Annotated in this window: 17 protein-coding genes; 3 read left to right on the top strand and 14 right to left on the bottom strand. The window is 74.4% G+C overall.

Annotated features, from left to right (window positions below; genetic code table 11):
• Nucleotides 1–13: 13 nt before the first annotated feature.
• From murD to mraZ, 9 genes are all read right to left on the bottom strand, one after another.
• A complete protein-coding gene (murD, locus tag ACFP2E_RS03375; protein ID WP_378521285.1) occupies nt 14–1,492 on the bottom strand; it encodes a UDP-N-acetylmuramoyl-L-alanine--D-glutamate ligase in 1,479 nt (492 codons plus the stop codon).
• The gene (gene mraY, locus ACFP2E_RS03370; RefSeq protein WP_378521286.1) at nt 1,489–2,598 is read right to left on the bottom strand and encodes a phospho-N-acetylmuramoyl-pentapeptide-transferase; all 1,110 of its coding nucleotides are present in this window, start codon (nt 2,596–2,598) and stop codon (nt 1,489–1,491) included. Before mraY ends, murD begins: the two co-directional genes overlap by 4 nt.
• Entirely contained in the window at nt 2,595–3,977 is a 1,383-nt protein-coding gene (gene murF, locus ACFP2E_RS03365) for a UDP-N-acetylmuramoyl-tripeptide--D-alanyl-D-alanine ligase (RefSeq protein ID WP_378521287.1), read from the bottom strand. Before murF ends, mraY begins: the two co-directional genes overlap by 4 nt.
• Nucleotides 3,974–5,560: a UDP-N-acetylmuramoyl-L-alanyl-D-glutamate--2,6-diaminopimelate ligase gene (locus ACFP2E_RS03360; protein ID WP_378521288.1), complete on the bottom strand. Its 1,587-nt coding sequence runs from the start codon at nt 5,558–5,560 to the stop codon at nt 3,974–3,976. Before ACFP2E_RS03360 ends, murF begins: the two co-directional genes overlap by 4 nt.
• A 43-nt stretch (nt 5,561–5,603) precedes the next feature.
• Nucleotides 5,604–7,361 carry a peptidoglycan D,D-transpeptidase FtsI family protein gene (locus ACFP2E_RS03355; protein WP_378521289.1) on the bottom strand — a complete coding sequence of 586 codons (1,758 nt, stop codon included), beginning with the start codon at nt 7,359–7,361 and terminating at the stop codon, nt 5,604–5,606.
• 14 nt (nt 7,362–7,375) lie between these two features.
• Complete coding sequence (locus ACFP2E_RS03350; protein ID WP_378521290.1) at nt 7,376–7,966, bottom strand: hypothetical protein; 591 nt, start codon at nt 7,964–7,966, stop codon at nt 7,376–7,378.
• Entirely contained in the window at nt 7,963–8,937 is a 975-nt protein-coding gene (gene rsmH, locus ACFP2E_RS03345) for a 16S rRNA (cytosine(1402)-N(4))-methyltransferase RsmH (protein ID WP_378521291.1), read from the bottom strand. The genes ACFP2E_RS03350 and rsmH overlap by 4 nt, the downstream gene beginning before the upstream one ends.
• Nucleotides 8,938–8,944: 7 nt before the next feature.
• Nucleotides 8,945–9,088: a hypothetical protein gene (locus tag ACFP2E_RS03340; RefSeq protein ID WP_378521292.1), complete on the bottom strand. Its 144-nt coding sequence runs from the start codon at nt 9,086–9,088 to the stop codon at nt 8,945–8,947.
• Between the two features lie 203 nt (nt 9,089–9,291).
• A complete protein-coding gene (gene mraZ / locus ACFP2E_RS03335) occupies nt 9,292–9,723 on the bottom strand; it encodes a division/cell wall cluster transcriptional repressor MraZ (RefSeq protein ID WP_378521293.1) in 432 nt (143 codons plus the stop codon).
• 439 nt (nt 9,724–10,162) lie between these two features.
• Between mraZ and ACFP2E_RS03330 the strand changes: the two genes are divergently transcribed.
• The 3 genes from ACFP2E_RS03330 to ACFP2E_RS03320 are packed head-to-tail and all read left to right on the top strand — an operon-like array spanning nt 10,163 to nt 14,854.
• A complete protein-coding gene (locus ACFP2E_RS03330; RefSeq protein WP_378521294.1) occupies nt 10,163–11,140 on the top strand; it encodes an AAA family ATPase in 978 nt (325 codons plus the stop codon).
• 22 nt (nt 11,141–11,162) lie between these two features.
• On the top strand, nt 11,163–12,455 hold the full coding sequence (locus tag ACFP2E_RS03325; RefSeq protein ID WP_378521295.1) for a DUF58 domain-containing protein: 1,293 nt from the start codon (nt 11,163–11,165) through the stop codon (nt 12,453–12,455).
• Nucleotides 12,452–14,854 carry a transglutaminaseTgpA domain-containing protein gene (locus ACFP2E_RS03320; RefSeq protein ID WP_378521296.1) on the top strand — a complete coding sequence of 801 codons (2,403 nt, stop codon included), beginning with the start codon at nt 12,452–12,454 and terminating at the stop codon, nt 14,852–14,854. The genes ACFP2E_RS03325 and ACFP2E_RS03320 overlap by 4 nt, the downstream gene beginning before the upstream one ends.
• A 46-nt stretch (nt 14,855–14,900) precedes the next feature.
• Here ACFP2E_RS03320 and ACFP2E_RS03315 read toward each other — a convergent pair whose 3' ends face one another.
• From ACFP2E_RS03315 to ACFP2E_RS03295, 5 genes are all read right to left on the bottom strand, one after another.
• A complete protein-coding gene (locus ACFP2E_RS03315) occupies nt 14,901–15,341 on the bottom strand; it encodes a DUF3040 domain-containing protein (RefSeq protein WP_378521297.1) in 441 nt (146 codons plus the stop codon).
• A 173-nt stretch (nt 15,342–15,514) separates the two neighbouring features.
• Complete coding sequence (gene dinB, locus ACFP2E_RS03310) at nt 15,515–16,714, bottom strand: DNA polymerase IV (protein ID WP_378521298.1); 1,200 nt, start codon at nt 16,712–16,714, stop codon at nt 15,515–15,517.
• A 45-nt stretch (nt 16,715–16,759) separates the two neighbouring features.
• Entirely contained in the window at nt 16,760–17,506 is a 747-nt protein-coding gene (locus ACFP2E_RS03305) for a methyltransferase domain-containing protein (protein WP_378521299.1), read from the bottom strand.
• A 49-nt stretch (nt 17,507–17,555) separates the two neighbouring features.
• A complete protein-coding gene (locus tag ACFP2E_RS03300; protein WP_378521300.1) occupies nt 17,556–21,437 on the bottom strand; it encodes a DNA polymerase III subunit alpha in 3,882 nt (1,293 codons plus the stop codon).
• A complete protein-coding gene (locus tag ACFP2E_RS03295; RefSeq protein WP_378521301.1) occupies nt 21,430–21,876 on the bottom strand; it encodes an SAV_6107 family HEPN domain-containing protein in 447 nt (148 codons plus the stop codon). The genes ACFP2E_RS03300 and ACFP2E_RS03295 overlap by 8 nt, the downstream gene beginning before the upstream one ends.
• Nucleotides 21,877–21,887: the final 11 nt, after the last annotated feature.

Below are 21,887 nucleotides of genomic sequence, written 5' to 3'. Positions count from 1 at the left end.
GGTCAGGCCCTGATCATTCGGTGCGGCCCACCCACCGGTGGACGGCCGCGGCGAACGCGTCGCCACGCTCGCCGTAGTTGGCGAACATGTCCATGGACGCGCAGCCGGGCGCCAGCAGGACCGTGTCGCCGGGTCGGGCCAACCGGCCCGCTGCCGCCACGACGCGCTCCATGGAGCCATGTTCGGGACCAGTCTCGCCCTCGCCGACCACGATCACGGGCACATCGGGGGCGTGTCGCGCGAGGGCGTCGGCGATCACGTCACGGTCGCGCCCGAGGAGCACGACGCCGCGCAACCGGCCGCGGACGGACTGCACCAGGTCGTCGAAGCGGGCGCCCTTCGCGAGGCCGCCGGCGACCCAGACCACGGACTCGTAGCCGAGCAGCGACGAGCGGGCGGCGTGGGGGTTGGTCGCCTTGGAGTCGTCGACCCACGTGACCCCCTCCGCCTCGGCGACGGTCGCGATCCGGTGGCCGTCGGGCCGGAAGCCGCGCAGCCCGTCACGGACCGCGGCCTGGGAGATGCCGTGGGAGCGGGCGAGCGCCGCTGCGGCGAGCGCGTCCTGCACGAAGTGCGGCGCCGGCGAGGCGAGGTCGTCGAGCGAGCACAGCTCGGCGGCGCTGGTGTCGCGCTGCTCGATGAAGGCCCGGTCGACGAGCAGGTCGTCGACCAGGCCGACCATGCCGACGCCGGGGGTGCCGAGGGTGAAGCCGATCGCGCGGGCGCCCTCGAGCACGTCGGCGTCGCGGACGAGCTGCTCGGTGACGGGGTCGGCCACGTTGTAGACGCACGCCCGCTGGACCCGCTCGTAGATCCGGCCCTTGTCGGCGGCGTAGTCGCGCATGGCGTCGGGGCCGTCGTACCAGTCGAGGTGGTCCTCGGCGACGTTGAGCACGGCGGCGGACTCGGCGCTCATCGAGTGGGTGTAGTGCAGCTGGAAGCTGGAGAGCTCGACCGCGAGCACGTCGTGGGGCTCGGGGTCCATCACGGCCTCGACGATGGGCAGCCCGACGTTGCCGGCGGCGACGCTGCGCAGGCCCGCGGCCCGCAGGATCGCGTCGAGCATCTGCACGGTCGTGGTCTTGCCGTTGGTGCCGGTGACGGCGAGCCACGGCGCGGCGTTCTCGGGGTCGCGCAGCCGCCAGGCGAGCTCGACCTCGCCCCACATGGGGATGCCGCGGTCGGCCGCCTGCCGCAGCAGCGGCGCGTCCGGCCGCCACCCGGGCGAGGTGACGACGAGGTCGACGTCCTCGGGGAGGGTCCGCGTCGCGCCGGGGCGCAGGTCGATCCGGGCGCCGAGGGTCTCGAGCAGCTCGGCGCGCTCGGCGCGCGCCTCGCCGCCGGCCTCGGCGGAGGTGTCGTCGAGCGCGGTGACGTCGGCGCCGAGGAAGAGCAGGTTGTCGGCGGCGGCCTGCCCGGAGACGCCGAAGCCGGCCACGACCGCGCGGACGCCGTCCCAGGAGTCGCGGCGCCCGAGGCTGTCGGGGTTCACGAGCCGGCCACCCACTCGGCGTAGAAGATGCCGAGGCCCGCGGCGACGCAGAGGCCGGTGATGATCCAGAAGCGGATGACGACAGTCACCTGCTCCCAGCCGAGCATCTCGAAGTGGTGGTGGAGCGGCGTCATGCGGAACACGCGATGCCCTGGTTCGACCCGGAACACCGATCTGAAGAGCCCGCTGGCCCGGCTGGCCTTGAACACGCTGACCTGGATCATCACCGACAGCGTGACCACCACGAAGAGCCCGCCGAGGATCAGCAGCAGCAGCTCGGTCCGGGTGAGCACCGCGAACCCGGCCATCGCGCCGCCGAGCGCCAGCGACCCGGTGTCGCCCATGAAGATCGCGGCCGGCGAGGCGTTCCACCACAGGAAGCCGAAGCAGGCCCCGGTGAGCGCCGCGGCGATGACGGCGAGGTCGAGGGGGTCGCGGACCTCGTAGCAGGTGCGCGACGGCGAGATCTCGCACGACTGGTTGTTCTGCCAGATGTTCACCAGCGTGTAGGCGCCGAAGACCATCATCGACGCCCCGGTCGCGAGCCCGTCGAGGCCGTCGACGAGGTTCACCGCGTTGCTGGTGCCGGTCACGATCAACCAGATCAGCAGCACCACCGCCACGGTGGGCAGCGTCCAGCTGTCGAAGTCGCGGATGAACGAGAGGTGGCGCGAGGCGGGCGTCATCCCGCGGTCGTCCTCGAGCGCCGGCGTCAGCGCCAGCACGCCGAACAGCACGGCGACGACCGTCAGCCCGATCATCTTGGCCTTGCTGCGCAGCCCCAGGCTGCGCTGCTTGGCGACCTTGATGAAGTCGTCGAGGAAGCCCACGAGGCCGCAGCCGACGAAGAGGAAGAGGAGGAGCAGCGCCGACGCCGACGGCAGGTCCTGGGTGATCACCTTCGCGATGAAGTAGCCGAGCACCGTGGCGAGGATGATGACGACGCCGCCCATCGTGGGCGTCCCGCGCTTCGTGTGGTGGCTGGTCGGGCCGTCGTCGCGGACCTCCTGGCCGTACCCGTGCTGGGTCAGCATGTTGATGGCGACGCGGGTGCCCAGGAGCGAGATCAGCAGGGCGAATCCCCCACCGAACAGGATGGCTCTCACTGCGTCGATCCCTCCAGCAGGCCGTCGGCGATGTGTTCGAGGGCCGCCCCGCGCGAGGCCTTCACCAGCACGACATCGGCAGCCGCGACATTCTCCCGCATCCAGGACAGCGCCTCGTCCCGCCCGGCCGTGACGATCGCCTCACCCGTCCAGCCCTCGTGTCCGCGGGCACCCTCGGCGATCGCCGAGGCCGCCTCGCCGACGGTCACCACCACGTCGACGCCCTCGGCGGCGGCGAAGCGGCCGACGTCGCGGTGGGCGTCCACCGCCCCGTCTCCGAGCTCGAGCATCTCCCCCAGCACCGCCAGCGTCCGGCAGTCGCGGCTGCGGCCGATCCCCGCCAGCGTGCCGAGCGCCGCCTTCATCGACTCCGGGTTGGCGTTGTAGGCGTCGTTGATGACGACCAGCCCGTCGGGGCGCTCGTGGAGCTCCATCCGCCAGCGCGAGGCCGGCGCCGCGGTCGACAGCCGCGCCGCGACCTGCTCCAGCGGGAGGCCGGCGCCGACCGCCATCGCGGTCGCCGCCATCGCGTTCTGGACCTGGTGGGCGCCCAGCTGGCCCAGGCGCACGGGGAACCACTCGCCGTCGTACCCGAGCGTGAAGGACTGCCGGCCGAGGTCGTCGGCGCTGGGGTCGCGCCAGGCGACGTCGGAGTCGTGGCCACCGAACGTGATGACCCGGGCACGGGTGCGCGCGGCCATCCCCGGCGTGAAGTCGTCGTAGGCGTTGAGCACCGCGACCCCCTCCGGGGCCAGCGACTCGACGATCTCGCCCTTGGCCTGCGCGATCGCCTCGCGCGAGCCGAACTCACTGAGGTGGGCGGTGCCGACGTTGAGCACGGCGGCGACGTCTGGCCTCGCGATGTCGCAGAGGTAGGCGATGTGGCCGACGCCGCGGGCACCCATCTCGACCACGAGGTACGCCGTCTGCTCGTCGGCACGGAGCACCGTGAGCGGGACGCCGATCTCGTTGTTCAGGTTGCCCCGGGTCGCCACCGTCGGGCCGAACCCCTCCAGCACGTGGGCGAGGTAGTCCTTGGTGCCGGTCTTGCCCTGGGAGCCGGTCATCGCGAGCACCGTCGCCGGCAGCCGGTCGACCACGTGGCCGGCCAGCCGCGCCAGCGCAGCCACCGGGTCGTCCACGACGACCCCGGGCTGGCCGGTGTCGTGGCTGCCGAGCACCGCTGCGGCGCCGTGGGCCACCGCGTCGCCGGCGTACTCGTGGCCGTCGACGTGCTCGCCGATGACGGCGACGAAGAGGCCGTTCTCCACCGGCGACCGGCTGTCGACGAAGGCGGCACCGGTGACCTGCGTGGCGGGGTCGCCCGCCACCCGGCCCTCGACCACCTCCGCGATCTCGGTGAGCGTCATCGGGATCATCGGCGAACCAGCTCCTCCCGGGCCACGGTGCGGTCGTCGAACGGGTGGACCACGCCGGCCACCTCCTGGCCGGTCTCGTGGCCCTTGCCGGCGATGAGCACGATGTCGCCGGCAGTGGCGCGGCCGAGCGCGGTACGGATCGCCTCACGGCGGTCGCCGACCTCGATGACCTCGGCCCTGCTCTCCGGGCCGCCGGCCGCGCCGGCGACCATCGCCGCTCGGATCTCGGCCGGGTCCTCCGAGCGCGGGTTGTCGTCGGTGACGACCAGGACGTCGGCCAGCCGGGCCGCGATCTCGCCCATGATCGGACGCTTGCCGGGATCGCGGTCGCCGCCGGCGCCGAGCACCACCAGCAGCCGGCCGTCGGTGAGCGGACGCAGCGTGCGCAGCGCCGCCTCCACCGCGTCGGGCTTGTGGGCGTAGTCGACGACCACGAGGAAGTCCTGCCCGGCGTCGACCTGCTCGAGACGGCCGGGCACTCCCCCGCCGGTCGCGATGCCCGCGGCCACCCGCGCCGGGTCGAAGCCCGCCTCCGCGCAGGCCGCGATCGCGGCGAGCGCGTTGGCGACGTTGAAGTCGCCGGGCAGCGGGACCATCGCCTCGATGGCGGTGCCGTCGGGAGCGATCACGACGAAGTGGGAGCCGGCGGGGTGCTGCTCGACGTCGACCGCCTGCCAGTCGGCCTCGCGCCCGGTGAGCGAGAAGGTGCGCACCGGGAGCTCGGTCTCCGCCGCGAGCCGGCGGCCGTGCTCGTCGTCGACGTTGACCAGCGCCAGCCGCGCCCGCTCCGGCGTGAACAGCGAAGCCTTCGCGGCGTAGTAGTCCTCGAGGTCGCGGTGGAAGTCGAGGTGGTCGCGGCCGAGGTTGAGGAACACCGCGACGTCGAAGACCACGCCGTCCACGCGACCCATGACGAGCGCGTGGCTCGAGACCTCCATCGCGCAGGCGGCGACGCCGCGCTCGCGCATCATCGCGAAGAGGCCGTGCAGGTCGGGCGCCTCGGGGGTGGTGAGGGTGGTCCTCACGTCGGTGCCGTCGACGCGGGTGCCGACGGTGCCCACGACGGCGGCGGTCACGCCGGCCTGCTGCAGCCCGCCCTCGGCGAGCCGGGTGGTGGTGGTCTTGCCCTGGGTGCCGGTCACGCCGATCATCCGCAGCGACGTGGCCGGGTCGCCGTGGACGCGGGCGGCCAGCCGCCCCAGCACCCCCCGGGGGTCGTCGACGACGAGCAGCGGCAGCCCCGGCGGCCCGGGGGCCCGCTCCGCACCGGCAGGGTCGGTGAGCACCGCGACCGCCCCGGCCCCAACCGCGGTCGCGGCGAAGTCGATGCCGTGCGCGCGGGCGCCCGGGAGGGCGGCGTACAGGTCGCCGGGCTCGACGCGCTGCGAGCTGAGGGTGACGCCGGTGACCTCGACGCCGCTGAGGTCGCCGCGGGTGGCGGCGTCGGGGGCGACGGTCCCCAGCCAGGCCGCGAGATCGGCGAGCGGGGTCCGCACGGGGCGCTGGGGTCGCGCGGTCGGCGGGTCCGTCTGTCGGGCCGTCTCTCGGTCGGGGTCGCCCGGCGGGTCCTGCTGGCTCAGCACGCCGCGAGGTTACCGCTGGCGGTCGGCGCCGCGACCGGCGCCGTCACCACTCCACCGGGAGCGTCGAGGGCTTGGTCCCGGTCGGCGGCACCTGGTAGCGCCGCAGCGCGAAGCCCATGATCTTCGAGAACGCCGGACCCGCCACGGAGCCGCCACCGCCGCCGTTGCGGGGATTCTGCACCACGACGTAGACGGTGAACTCGGGGTCGTCGGCCGGCGCGAAGCCGGCGAAGCTCACCGTGAAGGTGCCGTCGTAGCAGCCGCACTCAGCGCCCACCCGTTGCGCGGTGCCGGTCTTGCCGGCGACCCGGTAGCCGGGCACGGCGGCGCCGGGCGCGACGCCCGCCTCCGGGTCGATGACCCGCTCCATCATCAGCGCTGTCTGGCGGGCCGCCTGCTCGCTGACCACCCGGCGGGTGGTGGCGGTGTCGGTGCCGACGACCTTGCCGGCGTCGGTCGTGGCGCTGCCGCGGACCAGGCTCGGGCTGACCCGGACGCCGCCGTTGGCGATGGCGTTGATCGCGGCCGCCATCTGCAGCGCGTTGACCGACATCGACTGGCCGAACGCGGCGCGGTCGTGGACGAGGCTGCTCCACAGGCTGGTGGCCGGCAGGATGCCGGGGGTCTCGCCGCGCACGCCCACGCCGGTGCGCCTGCCGAGCCCGAAGGCGGCGAAGTAGCGCCGCAGCTCGCCCTTGGCGAACCGCTCCGCGGCCCGGACGGTGCCGATGTTGGAGGACTTGGCCAGGACGCCGGTCAGCGTGAGCCGCAGTGTGCCGTGGTCGAACCAGTCGCCGATGACGCGGCCGTCCTTGCGCAGCTCCGACGGCACCACGACGCGGGTCCGGGGCGTCACCTCACCCGAGTCGAGGAGGCCGGCGACCGTCAGGGCCTTCGCGACCGAGCCCGGCTCGAACACGTCGCTCATAGCGCGCGAGCCGAGGTCCTCCTCGGGCGACAGCAGCGGCTGGCTGGCGTCGAACGTCGGGTGGTCGGCCAGCGCGAGGACCTCGCCGGTCTCGGTGTGCATCACGACCGCGAACCCGGAGTCGCCGCGGGCGTCCTCCACCGTCTGGCGCAGCACCCGCTGGGCGAACCACTGCAGGTCGAGGTCGAGCGTGGTCCGCAGGTCGGCGCCGTCGACGGGCGCCTCGACCGTGCTCTCGCCGAGCGGGATCCGGTTGCCGCCGCCCACGGCGTACCGGGCGGAGCCGTCGGTGCCGGCCAGCTGGGCGTCGAAGGTGCGCTCGAAGCCGCCGAGCGCCTCGTCGGTGCCGAGGAACCCCACCAGGTTGGCGCCGACGTCGCCGGCCGGGTAGTCGCGCACCGGGTCCCGGCGGGTGCTGATCCCGGCGTAGCCGAGGGACGCCGCCTCCCTGACCACGTCGGTGGCCAGCGTCGACGGCACCCGGCGGGCGATGTACTCGAAGCGGGAGCCCTCCTCGCGCAGCAGCGGGAGGATCGTGACGTAGTCGACGTCGAGCCGGTTGGCGAGGAACTTGCCGATCTCCGGGGCCTTCTCGGCCGTCAGCAGCGGGTCGGCGACGACCATGAGGCCGTCGACGGACGCCGCGAACGGCTCACCGTGCCGGTCCAGGATGTCGCCACGCTGCGCGGGAAGGTCGACCTCGACCGTCCCCTCGGCGGCGGCCATCTCGGCATACGCGTTGGGGTCGACCCCCTGCAGCTGCACCAGCCGGGCCCCGAAGACGGAGAGCACCATCGCGATCACCACGAAGGCCAGCCGCAGCCGCAGCATCGGCGAGCCGCGCAGGCTGCCGCGGGGGCGGGTGGGACGCACGGGTCTCTCCGGTCTCAGCGGCGGGCGCTGCGGTCGTTGTTCCTCCGACGGTCCCCATCAGTACCGCCTGCGGCCCCCGGGACGACGGAGGACGCGCTGGCGTTCTGCTGCGGCACCGTCTGGACCACGACGGTCTCGATGATCGGCGCGGGGTTCAGCACCGCCGGCTTGACCGGCGGGCGCGGCCGGATGCGCAGGCCGTCGGTCGGCGCGGCTGGCGCCGGCTCGCCGAGGACCGTGCCGTCGGAGAGGCTCAGGAACGCCGGGTTGCGCGCCGGCACCATGCCCATCGCCTGTGCCTCCTCCGCGACGTGCTGCGGGTCGCGCAGCACGTCGAGCTCCATCTCGAGCGTCTGCTCCCGGGCCGACAGCGTGCTCGCCTGCTGCTCCAGCGCGGTCGCCGCGAACGATGCCTGCTGCATCGAGGTGTTGAAGAGGAGCAGCCCGACGACACCGCCGAGCAGGACCAGGCTGACCAGGACGACGAAGGGCATCCGCGGGGCGCGCGTGCGGCGGCGCGGCACCACCGTGAGGCGGGCGCGCTCGACGGCGGCCTCCGCGAGCCTCGGGACCCGCGAGCGGAGCTGGACTGCAGGACTGCTCATGAGGTGGCTCCCCTGTCGGGTTCGACGGCACGGACACGTTCGATGGCGCGCAGCCGCACCGAGGCGGCCCGCGGGTTGTGCTCGACCTCGCCGGGGTCGGCCTTCTCGGCCCCGCGGGTCACCAGGCGGAAGGCCGGCTCGCGCCCGGCCGGCACGAACGGCAGGTCCTCCGGCACGTCGCTGCGCGACGCCGCGGTGAAGGCCTGCTTCACCAGCCGGTCCTCGAGCGAGTGGTAGGACTCCACCACCACGCGGCCGCCGACGGCCAGCGCGTCGATCGCGGCGGGAACGGCCCGGCGGAGGACCGCCAGCTCGTCGTTGACCTCCATGCGCAGCGCCTGGAAGGTCCGCTTCGCGGGGTGGCCGCCGGTGCGGCGCGCAGGCGCCGGGATCTCGGCGTACAGCAGCTCGACGAGACGGCCGGAGCGGTCGAACGGCTCGCGCTCCCGCTCCCGCACGATGGCCGCGGCGATCCTGCGCGCGAACTTCTCCTCGCCGTACTCCTTGAGGATCCGGGTCAGCTCGGCCGCCGGGTAGGTGTTCAGCACGTCGGCGGCGGTGCGTCCGCGGCTCGGGTCCATCCGCATGTCGAGGGGCGCGTCCTCGCGGTAGGCGAAGCCGCGCTCGGCGACGTCGAGCTGCATGGAGGAGACGCCGAGGTCGAAGAGGACCCCGTCGACGGCCCGGAGCCCCTGCCCGTCGAGGACGTCGGGGATCTCGTCGTAGACGGCGTGCACACCGGTGAACCGGTCGCCGAAGCGGGCCAGGCGCTCCCCCGCCCGGCGCAGCGCCTCGGGGTCGCGGTCGACGCCGAGGACGCGCGCCTGCGGGCAACGCTCGAGGACGGCCTCGGAGTGGCCGCCGAGGCCCAGCGTGGCGTCGATGAGGACGGCACCCTCGTGGGCCAGCGACGGCGTCAGCAGGGACACGACCCGGTCCAGCAGGACCGGGACGTGGCGGGGCTCGCTCATGGCCTGACTACCGGGCCAGGCTCGTGAGCAGCAGGAGCGCGGTGGCCAGGCCGACGGACGTGGCGGCCGAGAACGCCATGACGGCGACCGCGTCGCGCGCCTGGTGCCGGACCCGGCGGACGCCGGGTGCGGAAGGTGTGGTGATGCTCATCGGTTCGACCCCACTCACGAGCTGGTGTGTGCCTGTGCTGCGGATTCGCCCGACCAGGTCCCTGCCCGCTCCCCGGGTGGGAAGTCCGGTTCTGGAACCGGGGAAGGTGCCCCAGATGCCGGATGGTGTGAGGAGCGGGCCCGAGACCTCGCCTGGCGACTCCGTGTTGAGTTGTGCTGCGTCGTGCTGTGCTGCGGTCGGGGTCAGACCCCGGGGAAGACTTCCTCGCTGAGCTCCGAGAAGGCCGTCTCGCCCGCCTCGGAGTACTCCTGCCAGCGCGTCGGGTCCCAGATCTCCACGCGGTTCATCACGCCGATCACGACCACGTCCTTGGTGAGCGATGCGTACTCGCGCAGCATCGGCGGGATCGTGATGCGGCCCTGCTTGTCGGGCTTCTCGTCGGTCGCCCCGGCGAAGAGGAACCGGGTGTAGTCGCGGGCCCCCTTGACGGTGACCGGCGCCTCCTGGGCCCGGCGGGCCACCTCCTCGAAGGCAGCCATGGGCCAGACGGTCAGGCAGCGTTCCTGTCCCCTGGTCACCACGAGCCCCTCCGCGAGCTGGTCCCTGAACTTCGCCGGGAGGAAGAGGCGCCCCTTGTCGTCGAGCCTCGGTGTGTAGGTGCCCATGAAGAACATCGGGCACCTCCGCTCCCTTGGACCGACGGCTGTCGGACCCTTCCTCCACTGCGCCCCACCTTACGCCACTTTGCACCACCGTCAACCACATTCGCCGTGTCCGCCCCACGTTTTTCGGGCCCCAGCGGCGGCCTGCTGCGGCTGGGCCGCGACCCCGCTCCCCTGCGAAAGCGCAGGTCAGCGGCAATTTCGCTTCGGTGGGACACCGTGGTGGAGCGAGGTGGGGGAAGAGTGGAGCGCCGGTGGGGCGCCAGTGGGGCGACCGGGGAGGAGCGGGCACATCGACCCGGGGGGGGTCACGGGGTCGGCGGGGGCCGGTCCAGCCACGACCGGGGACCCGATCCCCTAGGTTGTGCGCAACACCTACGGTGGACTCACGCACCCTTGCGGTCACCGTCGTGGTGGTGTGTCGTGGACCGTGGAGAGGGAAGGACCGGGCGTGGGAACTCCGAGTGCTGGTGGCGCCGACCTGGAGACGCTGGCACGCGTCACGGGACGGATCCGGGCGAACATCGAGTCGGTCATCGAGGGCAAGCCCGACGTGGTCTCCTCCTCGGTCATCGTCCTGCTCGCCGAGGGCCACCTGCTCATCGAGGACGTCCCCGGCGTCGGCAAGACGATGCTCAGCAAGGCACTCGCCCGCAGCATCGACTCCACCGTGCGCCGGATCCAGTTCACACCCGACCTCCTTCCGTCGGACGTGACGGGCGTGTCGGTCTTCAACCAGAACACCCGCGAGTTCGAGTTCCGCCCCGGCGGCGTCTTCGCCAACATCGTCGTGGGCGACGAGATCAACCGAGCCTCCCCCAAGACCCAGTCGGCGCTGCTCGAGTGCATGGAGGAGCGGCAGGTCACCGTCGACAACACGACGTACCAGCTCGACGCGCCGTTCATGGTCATCGCGACCCAGAACCCCATCGAGATGGAGGGGACCTACGCGCTCCCCGAGGCCCAGCGTGACCGGTTCATGGCCCGCGTCTCCGTGGGCTACCCGGTCGAGGCCGCGGAGATCGCCATGCTCGGCTCGCACACCGGCCACAACCCGCTGGACGACCTCGAGGCGGTCACCGACGCGGCCGAGATCCGCAAGCTCATCCAGATCGTGGGGCAGGTCTACGTCTCCGAGGCGGTGCAGCGCTACACCGTCGCCCTGGCTGCGGCGACCCGCCGGTCAGGCGAGCTCACGCTCGGCGCCTCGCCCCGTTCCACGCTCCACCTGGTGCGCGCGGCCAAGGCGATGGCGGCGATGCAGGGGCGCGACTACGTGCTCCCCGACGACGTCCGCACCCTCGCCCAGCCGGTGCTGGCGCACCGGCTCCTCCCCAGCGTCGAGGCCGCCATGAGCGGCCGCAGCACGGCTGCGATCCTCGAGACGATCCTCGACGCCGTCCCGGTCCCCGAGGGTCAGCGCGGCTGACCCGCCCACGAGCGGAACGACGATGCGAGAGGCACTGGCAGGACTCACCGTCCGGGGACGGGCCTTCCTGGCCGCGGGCGTGACGGCGATCGTGTGCGCTGTCGTCCTCGGCCAGTCCTCGCTGACCCGGGTAGGCGTCCTGGTGGCCGCGCTGCCGCTGGTCACGGCCTTCGTGCTCGGCCGGGGGCGCTACCGGCTCGCCCTGGTCCGCACCGTCACCCCGCAGCTCGTGAGCGCGGGGCAGCCGGCTCGGGTGAGCCTCACGCTCACCAACGAGGGCCGCACCCCGAGCGGCACCCTGCTGCTGGAGGACCACGTCCCCTACGTCCTCGGGACCCGGCCCCGCTTCGTCCTCGAGGGCATCGGCCACGGGTGGCGCCGCCACGTGACCTACCAGGTGCGGTCCGACGTCCGGGGTCAGTTCGAGATCGGCCCGATGAGCGTCCGGGTCAGCGACCCGTTCGGCCTCGTCGAGCTCGGGCGGGCCTTCCGCACCACCGTGCCGCTGACGGTGACGCCCCGCACCGTGCCGTTGCCCACGATCCCGGTCGGCGGGGGCTGGACCGGCGCCGGCGACAACCGGCCGCGCGCCTTCGCCATCGGCAGCGCCGAGGACGTCACCGTCCGGGAGTACCGCCGCGGCGACGACCTGCGACGGGTCCACTGGCGCAGCTCGGCCCGGGTCGGCGAGCTCATGGTGCGGCGCGAGGAGCAGCCCTGGCAGTCGCGCGCCACCCTCTTCCTCGACAACCGGATGCGGGCCCACCGCGGTCAGGGGATCGCCTCCTCGCTCGAGACCGCGGTGTCGGCCGTCGCCTCGATGGCCCTGCACCTCAGCCAGCGCGGCTTCGCGGTCCGGCTCGTCACGGCAGCCGGCGAGGAGACCGGGAACGCCTGGCACGTACGCCAGGCGGAGCTCAACACCGGCCCGCTGCTCGAGGCGCTCGCCGTCGTCCAGCCGCTCCAGACCGCGCGGCTCGAGACCGACTGGCTGGCCGAGCCCGGTCACGGCGGCCTGATCGTCGCGGTGCTGGGCTCGCTGGAGCCGCACGACGTCCCGGTGCTGCGCCGGATGCAGCACCACGCCGGCTCCGCCATGGCGATCGCGCTCGACGTGGAGGCGTGGATCGGTGGCACGGCCCACGCCCCGGTCGCCTCCATCCTGGCGGCGCAGGGCTGGCGGGCGGCCACGCTCGGCCCCCGCGACCGGCTCGAGACCGTGTGGCAGGAGCTCGGCCGGTCGAGCACCCAGGCCTCGCGCACCGGCCGGGGCGGCCCCGCCGCCTCCTCCCCGACGGCGGAGGCAGTGCGATGAGCGACCTGCGCGGCAGCCTGCGGCCCGGGCTCGGCGGCGGGCCGAGCCTCACCCTCCCCCTCGCGGCGGCCGGCACGACCTGGCTGGCCTTCCTCTCCTGGCGCGGCTTCACCGAGCAGCCGGCGCAGTTCCTCGGGCCACTGATGGTGCTCGCCGCGACGGTCGCGGTCACCGGGGCCGTCGCGCGCTGGCTGCGCGTGCCCGGCCCGTTCGTCGTGCTCGTGCAGCTGCTGGTCTCGGGCATGCTGGCCGGCGCTCTGCTCTCGGGTGCCCCGCTCCCCTTCGGCGACGGACGACTGCGGCTCCAGATCACGTTCGAGGACGCCGTCGCGGCCGCGCAGCAGTACGCAGCGCCGGTGCCGGCGTCCGCCGGCGAGGGAGTGGCGCCGCTCCTCGTCGCGGGCGGCCTCGTGTGCCTGCTGCTCGTCGACGCCCTCGCCTGCACGCTGCGCCGCGTGCCGCTGGCCGGACTGCCGCTGCTCACCGTCTACAGCGTCCCGGTCAGCATGCTGGGCGGTGGCGTCGGCTGGACTGTCTTCGCCGTCACCGCGGCCGGCTTCCTGCTGATGCTCTACCTCCAGATGGACGACCAGCTCACCCGCTGGGGCCGGCCGCTCGGCGGCGAGAGCCAGGCCGACCCGTCCGGCTTCGGGGTGCGCACCGGCTCCACCCGCGCCTCGGCCGCCGCCATCGGGGGCGTCACCACCGGGCTGGCGGTACTGCTCCCGGTGCTCATCCCCACGCTGGACCTCGACCTGCTCGACGGCGGCGTGGGGTCCGGCGACGGCGACCTCGTCATCAAGAACCCGATGGTCGACCTGCGACGCGACCTCAACCGCGGCGAGGACGTCCCGCTGCTCCGCGTGCGGACCGACGACCCCGACCCGTCGTACATGCGGATCTCGGTCCTCAACCGCTTCAACGGCAACGAGTGGACCTCCGGCGACCGGCAGGTGCCGACCCACCAGCAGGCCGACGGCGAGATGCCGCAGCTGCTCGGGGTCGCCGGCACCGTCGCCCGGCGCGAGTTCTCCTACGACGTGTCGGTGAGCCCGCAGTTCCAGTCGACCTGGCTGCCCACCCAGCAGCTGGTCAGCAGGGTCGAGGCGCCCGGCGACTGGCGCTACGACCTGACCACCATGGACTTCCTCTCCGGCAGCAAGGAGCAGACCGCCGCCGGCATCGACTACGAGATGACCGCCGTCGAGCTGCAGCTCTCCGCGGCCGACATGGCGCGGGCCGGGTCGTCGGGTGGCCAGGTGGAGAGCGACTACCTCGAGCTGCCCGACGGGATCCCGCCCGCGGTCGCCAACCTCGCCAACCAGGTCACCCGCAACGAGCAGTCCCGCTTCGAGAAGGCGCAGGCCCTCCAGCAGTGGTTCCGCACCGACGGCGGGTTCACCTACCGGCTCGAGGCCGAGGAGGGCAACGGCACCGACGACCTGATCCGCTTCCTCTCCGAGGGCGAGGGCGGACGCGTCGGCTACTGCGAGCAGTTCGCGGCGTCGATGGCCGTGATGGCCCGCACCCTCGGCATCCCCTCGCGGGTCGCCGTCGGCTTCCTGGTGCCCGACCGGGTGGGACCCAACACCTTCGAGTACAGCGCCTGGGACATGCACGCGTGGCCCGAGCTGTTCTTCCCCGGGTCGGGCTGGGTGCGCTTCGAGCCGACGCCGCCGGGGCGCGCCAGCAGCGTGCCGGCCTACTCCACCGACCAGGTCCCCGAGGCCGACGACCCCAGCGGACTGGGCATCCCCCGCGCGAGCGAGCTGCTCCCCGACCGCAGCGAGAACGAGAGCGCCGCCCCCGAGGAGTCCGGCTCGGAGTCCGACGATGCCGCGGCCGCCGCCTTCCCGTGGCGGCCGGTGCTCGGCGGCGTGGCGGCCGTCCTGGTCGTCGGCGGGCTGCTGCTGACGCCCCGGACCGTCCGCCGCGCCCGCACCCGGCGCCGGGTTGGCGCGGGGCCGGAGGCTGCGTGGGCGGAGCTGCGCGACACCGCGGTCGACCTCGGCATCGTGTGGCCGCGTGACCGCTCACCGCGGGAGGTGCGCGACCACCTGGTCGTCCACCTCGGCGCACCGCTGGACGGGGACACCCCCGAGCGTCCCGCGCACGGGCCTGCCGTCGCGCCGCCGGAGGTGCTCGTGGCGCTCGACACGGTCGTGCTCGCGGTCGAGCGTGGCCGCTACGCCCGTCCGGGGTCGGCGGCGTCCGGGCCCGGGCTCGCCGCCGAGGTCGGGACCGTCGTCGACTCGCTGCGCGGGGGCGCGACCAGGTCGGCACGGCGTCGCGCCGACTGCTGGCCGCGGTCCGTGCTGGCCGGAGGTGCTGCCGGTCAGGAGACGGGCGGGGCGCCGATCACCGTGCGGCACGGCGCGGTCGTCGACCACGTCGGCTGAGGGTCGGCTGAGGGTCGGCTGAGGGTCGGCTGAGCGGTCAGAGCGCTCAGAAGCCCCGCTCGCGGCGACGGTTCCAGCGCTGCTCCATCCGCTCCATGAACGAGCCGGAGGACTGGCGGCCGGCCTTGCGGGTCCGGCCCTTCTTGCCGCCGTGGATGAGGGTGAAGCCGTGGCCCTTGGGGTCCGGGGTCTCGGGGACCTCGGCCGCCGGCGCGTTGCGCTGGCCGCGGAGCGCGGCGAGGCCGAGCGTGGCGGAGGCGAGCATCACCACGAAGCCGGCGATGCCGATGAGGGGCGTCTGGGCGATGGCACCGGTCATGAGCACCGTGACACCGATGACGAAGCCGACACCGGCCAGCAGCGCGCGCCGACGGGCGGTGCTGCGCAGGGTGGTGCCGCGCAGGGTGGAGGCGAACTTCGGGTCCTCTTCGACGAGGGCGCGCTCCATCTGCTCGAGCAGCCGCAACTCTTCTTCGGAGAGTGGCACTGTGCCTCCAGCAGTTCGTTCCGGACGTCCCGCACCCGGTTGGGGCCACTGCCGACCCGGGTGTGCCACAAGTCTAGGCAGCGGCTGGTCACGGCGGTAGGCGACCGGGGGAAATTCACGTCTCCGTGACACTTTCGGGTCGATTCGGGGCGCAACCACGGGCCCCGGAGCCGTCAGGCCAGCAGGCTGGCCGGCCGCACGGCGGCGGAGCCGAAGCGCCGCGTCGCCCGGTCGACCGCACGGTCGGCCTCCGCCCAGCCGTGCTCGCGCTCCCCCAGCGCCAGCTGGTGGTGGACGGTCCCGCGGGGTACCAGCCCCTCGACCCGGACCCCGACCAGCCGGACCCGGGCCCGCTGGAGGCCGAGGGCGTCGTAGAGCCGGACGGCCGCGCGGTAGACCTCCTGGGTGACGTCGGTCGCCTCCGGGAGGGTGCGCGACCGGGTGAGGGTGGTGAAGTCGGCGAAGCGGACGCGCACCGTGACCGTGCGCCCGGCCACGCCGGCGACCCGCATCCGTCCGGTCACCCGGGCGGAGAGCCGCAGCAGCTCGCGCAGCACCACCCCACGGTCGTCGGTGTCACGCGAGAACGTCTCGTCGGCGCCCATCGAGCGCTCCGGGTCGCCCTCCCCCAGGCCGAAGAAACCGCGGCCGGGCGCGACCACCCGTTGGTCGGTCCCCCACGCCAGGTCGTGGAGGTGCCCCCCGAGCTTGTCGCCGAGCGCCCGCTGGAGGGTGCGGCGCGGGGTGTGCGCGACGTCGCCGACGGTGAGCAGGCCGAGCCGGTGGAGCATCGCCCGGGTCTTCTCGCCCACCCCCCAGAGCTCGCCCACGTCGAGCGGGTGGAGGAAGGAGGTGAGGTCGTCGGGGGGCACCACCAGGACGCCGTCGGGCTTGGCGCGGCGACTGGCGATCTTCGCGACCGAGACCGTGGCTGCCACCCCCACCGAGCAGGTGACGCCCTGCTCGTCGTGGATCGTGGCGCGCAGCCGCTCGGCGATCTGTGCCGGCGACCCGAGCCGGCGGGTGGCACCGCGGACGTCGAGGAACGCCTCGTCCAGCGAGAGCACCTCCACCACCGGCGTGGTCCGCCGGAACGTCTCCATGACCGAGGTGGAGACCTGCTCGAAGAGCGCGTAGTCGGGCGGGACGACGACCGCCGCCGGGCACAGCCGGCGGGCCCGGGTCATCGGCAGCGCCGAGCGCACCCCGGACTCACGGGCGAGGTAGTTGGCGGACAGCACGACCCCCCGGTGGCCGCCGCCGACGATCACCGGGACGTCCTGGAGGTCGGGCCGGTCGCGGGTGACCACGGAGGCGTAGAACGCGTCCATGTCGACGTGGAGCACCGGGCAGGCGAGGGACCTGTCGGTCACGGGCCCGGTCACAGGCCCGGTCACAGGGTCACCCCCGTGAGGGCGTCAACGGGTCGCGAGCAGGTGGAGCTGGGTCGCGAGGGGGAGGTACTCGGGGCGCTCGGCGACGGCGTGCTCGAGGTCGAGCAGGGCCCGGGTCGCCCCCGGCTCGAGGTCGAGCAGGGCACCCGGGACCAGGTCGGAGAAGACCCGGACGGCGTGGACGTCGGTGACCCGCAGCCCCGCGGCCGGCAGCAGCTCCGCGAGCTCCTCGCGGGTGAACCGGTGGCCGGTGCCGCGGTGGCCCGCCTCGTGGGCGGCGTCGTGGCCGTCGAGCAGGGCATGGGCCTGCTGGAAGTGGCCGGCCATGGCGCGCGCCACCACCGCCGCGTGGCGCTGGGCCACGAGCAGGCTGAGCACGCCGCCGGGCCGCAGCACCTCGGCGATCGTGGCCAGGGCGGCGGCGGGGTCGTCGACGACCTCGAGGACGCCGTGGCACAGCACCAGGTCGGTGCTGGCGGGACCCACCAGCCCGACCAGGTCGGAGAGGTCGCCCTGCTGGCCGGTGACCCGGTCGGCCACCCCGGCCTCGTGGGCGCGGCGGTCGAGCGCGGCGAGCGCGTCGGGGCTGGGGTCGACGACCCGGACCCGGTGGCCGAGCTCGGCGACCCGCACGGCGAACCCGCCGGTGCCGCCGCCGATGTCGAGGACGTCACCGGCGGCGCGGTCGAGGACGGGACGCAGCGCCTCCCAGACCACGGCGGTGCGCACGGCGCTGCGGCGTTCGCCTCGGGACGGCTGCTGGGTCGACATGGGGGCAACCCTAGTGGCCACCCCGTCCCCGCCGGAGCAGTGGCGCCGGTCATCCCGGGCTCCCCGGGCTGCGGTGCCACAGCTTGCGGGCGACCTGCCGGGTCTCCTCCCCCGCGGGCTTGACGTCGGCGTACGGGGAGAGCCGGAAGCCGCTGGAGTGGACGAGCACCCGGCGGCGCCCCATCCCGCCGGCGGCGCCACCGTCCGGGCCGTCCGGTCGGCTCACCACGGGGCGCGGCGAGCGGGACTCCGCGGCACCCCCCACCGCGGCCTCCCCGGCCTCGGCGAACCCGCCGGGCACGACCGCCATCGCCGCCCGCACCGCCTCGACCCCGTCACGGCACCACAGCGCGTGCAGGTCGGGCAGCGCCCACGCGCCGGTGGCGCGCAGCGAGACCCCGCGGTGGCCGGTGCGGCGCAGCACCCCGCGCACCACCAGCAGCCACGAGTGGAAGACGGTCGCGGCGTAGGGCCCCTGGGCGTCCTCGAAGAAGGTGGCGTCGACCGGGCCGGTGCCGTCGTCGAGGGTCAGGAAGACCACCCGGCGCCCGGACCGGATCGGCGGGGTCTGGGTGGCGACCTTGACGCCGGCGACCAGGAGCTCGGAGGCGCTGCGGCGCTGCAGCAGGTCGCGGCTGCGGGTGGCGCCGAGGTCGGTGAGGAACTCGCCGTAGGCGTCGACCACGTGGCGGCTCACGTCGAGGCCGAGGATCTCGAGCTCGGCGCGCATCCGCTCCTCGTCGGTCATCTCGGGCAGCCCGGTCGTCAGCTCGCCCGGCCCCTCGCCGGGGGCGTCGCCCAGGTCGAGCGCGAGCTGGACCGAGGAGACCGGGCCGGTCGCCCGGGTGGCCCGGGACTGGGCGGCCGCCCGCGCCCACACCCCGCCGTCGGCGAGCGGGTGGCGCTCGAGCCCGGCCGCCCCCTCACGCACGGCCGGGTCGGAGCTGTTGCGGGCCGCGGCCTCCTCCGCCCGCTGCTGGGCCACCGACCGAACCGCCGGTCCGCGCCCCAGTCCGCGTCCCCGTCCGCGCGCCGCGCGGTCGAGGGCGCGGGCGTGGCGGTCGAGCTCGGCGACCTGCAGCAGCAGGTCGCGCCGGGTCACCGCCGAGCGTCGGCCCACCCGGGTGGCGTCGCCGATGCCGTAGATGCTGTCGAAGCCCCCGGCCAGCACCAGCCGCTCGACCACCGGCCGGGAGACCTGGGCGCGGTGCCAGAAGTCGGTGAGCGAGAGGTAGGGGCGGGCCGCGACGACCCGCTCCACCTCGGCCTCGCTGATCCCCTTCACCTCCGAGAGCGCCAGCCGGATGCCGTAGCCCTCCTCGAGCCGCTCGACGACGAAGGCCTGCTCGCTGGCGTCGACGTCGAGCCCGAGCACGGCGATGCCGAGCTGCCGGGCGTCGTCGAGGATCAGCCGCTTGGGGTACATGCCGGGGTCGTGGGTGAGGACGCCTGCCAGGAAGTGGGCGGGCCAGTGGGTCTTGAGCCAGGCCGACTGGAAGGTCGGCAGGGCGAACGCCGCGGCGTGGGCCTTGCAGAACCCGAACGACGCGAACGCCGCCAGCACCTCCCAGACCCGCTCGACCACGGGCAGCGGGTAGCCCCGGCCCAGGGCGCGGGGGAAGAACCAGGCCCTGGTCTCGGCCATCCCCTCGGGGTCGCCGAGGGCGCGGCGCTTCTCGTCGGCCTCGGCGAGGTCGATCCCGGTGAGCTGGGCGATCATCTCGATCACCTGCTCGTGGAAGACCACCACGCCGTGGGTGCCGGCGAGAATCGGCCGCAGGTCGTCGTGGAGGTAGGTGGCGCCCCGCCAGCCCTGCTTGACGTCGAGGTAGGGGGTGATCATGTCGCTCTTGACCGGGCCGGGCCGGAACAGCGAGATGTCGGTGATGACCTCCTCGAAGGTCTCGATCCCGGACTTGCCGACCAGCTCCCGCTGGCCCGGCGACTCGATCTGGAAGACCCCGAGGGTGCGGGCGCTGGAGATCAGGTCGTAGGTGGCGGGGTCGTCGAGCGGCACCTGCGCCTCGTCGTCGAGGTCGACCTCGACCCCGTCGACGCGGCGGATCTCGGCGACCGCGTGGGCCATCGAGGACTGCATCCGGATCCCGAGCACGTCGAGCTTGAGCAGCCCGAGGTCCTCGACGTCGTCCTTGTCGAACTGGCTCATCGGGAAGCCGGCGTAGCTGGCCTCGACTGGGGTGCGGTCGAGGAGGGTCGCGTCGGAGAGCAGCACCCCGCACGGGTGGACCGCGATGTGCCGCGGCAGCCCGTCGAGCCGCTCGACCAGCCGGAACATCAGGTCGAGGCGGTCCTCCCCCAACCCGGAGGCGCGCAGCTCGGGCAGCTCCTGCAGCGCGGTGCGCGCGTCGCGGGCGCGGATGTGGGGGAAGGCCTTGGCGATGGCGTCGGTCTCCCCCGGCGGCATGCCCAGGGCGGCCCCCACGTCGCGGACGGCGTGGCGCACCCGGTAGGTGTCCATCATCGAGACGCAGACGCACCGCTCCCCGCCGTAGCGGGTGAGGATCGCCTCGTAGACCTCCAGCCGTCGGGCGGACTCGACGTCGACGTCGACGTCGGGCAGCGCCTGCCGCAGCGGGGAGAGGAACCGCTCCATGAGCAGGCCGTGGCGGATCGGGTCGACCCCGGAGATGCCGAGCAGGTAGTTGACCAGGCTGCCGGCGCCCGAGCCGCGGGCCGCGCAGCGCACGCCCATCTCCCGGATCAGGTCGGTGACGTCGCCGACGGTGAGGAAGTACGACGCGTAGCCGAGCTCGCGGATCATCTCGAGCTCGTCGTCGAGCCGCTTCCAGATGCGCTGGCGCGGGGCGCTGCCGTAGCGGTCGCCGACCGCGCCCTCGCAGCGCGCCCGCAGCAGGGCGTCGGCCGGGCTCGCGCCCGGGGTGGGCCGGGGGGTGACGCCACCGGTGGCGAGCTCGAACTCGGGGAAGTGGACCTCGCCCAGCCCGAGGTCGGCCCGGGGGTCGAGCGCACACCGGTCGGCCACGGCGCGGGTGGCGGCCAGCAGCCGCCGCGCCTCGCGGGCCGGGTCACCGGCGAGCCCCGCGAGCCGGCAGACCTCCTCGGCCACCTCCTGCATCTGCTTGCCGGACTTGAGGAACCCCTCGGCGTTGCCCCGGGCGCCGGTGGGGCCGACCCGGCGCAGGTCGACCGAGCCCAGCGGCACCAGCCGGCGGGCGGCGTCGAGCACGTCGACGGTGGGCGCGTCGAGCCGGTCGGCGTAGCGGACGGCGTTGGAGAGCACCGTCCCGACGCCGGCCTGCCGGGCGAGCCCGGCCATCCGGGCGGCGTGGGGCGAGCTGCCGGGCCCCCAGCTGCCGCCGGCAGCCGGGAGCCGGTGGGAGACCAGCTCGACGAGGAGGTTCTCCGGGGGCAGCAGCCCCCGCCAGGCAGCCAGCGCGGCCAGCGCCCGGTCGTCGCGGCGGGCGGTCACCGCGGCCCCGACCTCGGAGTCGGGGCCGAGCAGCACCAGCACGTCGCCGGCCGCGAGGTGGGGGGCGAGCAGGTCGGGGTCGGCGACCGGGCTGCCCCGCTCGCCGGCCAGGTGGGTGGCCGAGACGAGGCGGCACAACGCCGCCCACCCGGCCCGGCCGCTGGCCAGGAAGGTGGCACGCGGCAGCCAGGTCTCGCGGAAGGCGCCGCCGCGGACCGGGGACCGCGAGCTGCCCGGCCCGTCCGGACCGGGCCAGCCGGGCGGTCGGTAGGCCAGGTCGACCCCCAGCACCGGCCGGATGCCGGCCTGCAGGCAGGCCTTGGCGAACTTCACCGCGCCGTAGGTGCCGTCGCGGTCGGTCAGCGCGAGGGTGTCCATCTCGTGCTCGAGGGCCCGCTCGACGAGGACGTGCGGGTGGGAGGCGCCGTACTGCAAGGAGTAGCCCGACGCCACGTGGAGGTGGACGAACGGGTCAGGCAACGCCGGCCCTCCCCCCGGTGGCCGCGACCCGCCCGGACAGGGGGGCGTGGGGCACCAGGCCGAGCAGCTGCTCGACCACGCCGAGGAACCGGTCGGCGTCGCGGACGAGGTCGTCGGCCTCGCGCTCGGTGACGGCGCGGGTGGAGCCCGCCTCGGCCGCCGCCCGCTTGCCGGCGCCGGCGGCGAAGAACTGCGCCCACTCGGTGAGCTCGGGCGCCACCTCGGTGAGCAGCACCCAGGCGTTGCGCTGGGGGCGCCGGCGCCCGGTCACGGGCTCGGCGCGGGCCGCCAGCAGCGCGGCCGCCGCGCGCAGCGCCGCGACGTGGGCGCAGGCGTAGCGGGTGGGCACGTCGGTGGCGGTGATCGCCTCGCTCAGCGACTCCGCGGAGCGGGCGAGGTAGGAGTGGGTCGTGGCCGGCAGGTGGGTCGGGAGGTCCATCGCTGCGCTCC

This window comes from Nocardioides sp. GCM10027114 (assembly GCF_042659625.1).
Taxonomy (GTDB): Bacteria; Actinomycetota; Actinomycetes; order Propionibacteriales; family Nocardioidaceae; genus Nocardioides.
Note: the sequence above shows the minus strand (reverse complement) of the source record. Positions and strands in the feature narration are given on the sequence as shown.

Coding starts and splice junctions, on each gene's coding strand:
- ACFP2E_RS03320 (WP_378521296.1), top strand. CDS start 12,452: ATGAGCGACCTGCGCGGCAGCCTGCGGCCCGGGCTCGGCGGCGGGCCG.
- ACFP2E_RS03305 (WP_378521299.1), bottom strand. CDS start 17,506: ATGTCGACCCAGCAGCCGTCCCGAGGCGAACGCCGCAGCGCCGTGCGC.
- murF (WP_378521287.1), bottom strand. CDS start 3,977: ATGATCCCGATGACGCTCACCGAGATCGCGGAGGTGGTCGAGGGCCGG.
- ACFP2E_RS03295 (WP_378521301.1), bottom strand. CDS start 21,876: ATGGACCTCCCGACCCACCTGCCGGCCACGACCCACTCCTACCTCGCC.
- ACFP2E_RS03350 (WP_378521290.1), bottom strand. CDS start 7,966: ATGAGCAGTCCTGCAGTCCAGCTCCGCTCGCGGGTCCCGAGGCTCGCG.
- ACFP2E_RS03340 (WP_378521292.1), bottom strand. CDS start 9,088: ATGAGCATCACCACACCTTCCGCACCCGGCGTCCGCCGGGTCCGGCAC.
- mraZ (WP_378521293.1), bottom strand. CDS start 9,723: ATGTTCTTCATGGGCACCTACACACCGAGGCTCGACGACAAGGGGCGC.
- rsmH (WP_378521291.1), bottom strand. CDS start 8,937: ATGAGCGAGCCCCGCCACGTCCCGGTCCTGCTGGACCGGGTCGTGTCC.
- ACFP2E_RS03325 (WP_378521295.1), top strand. CDS start 11,163: ATGCGAGAGGCACTGGCAGGACTCACCGTCCGGGGACGGGCCTTCCTG.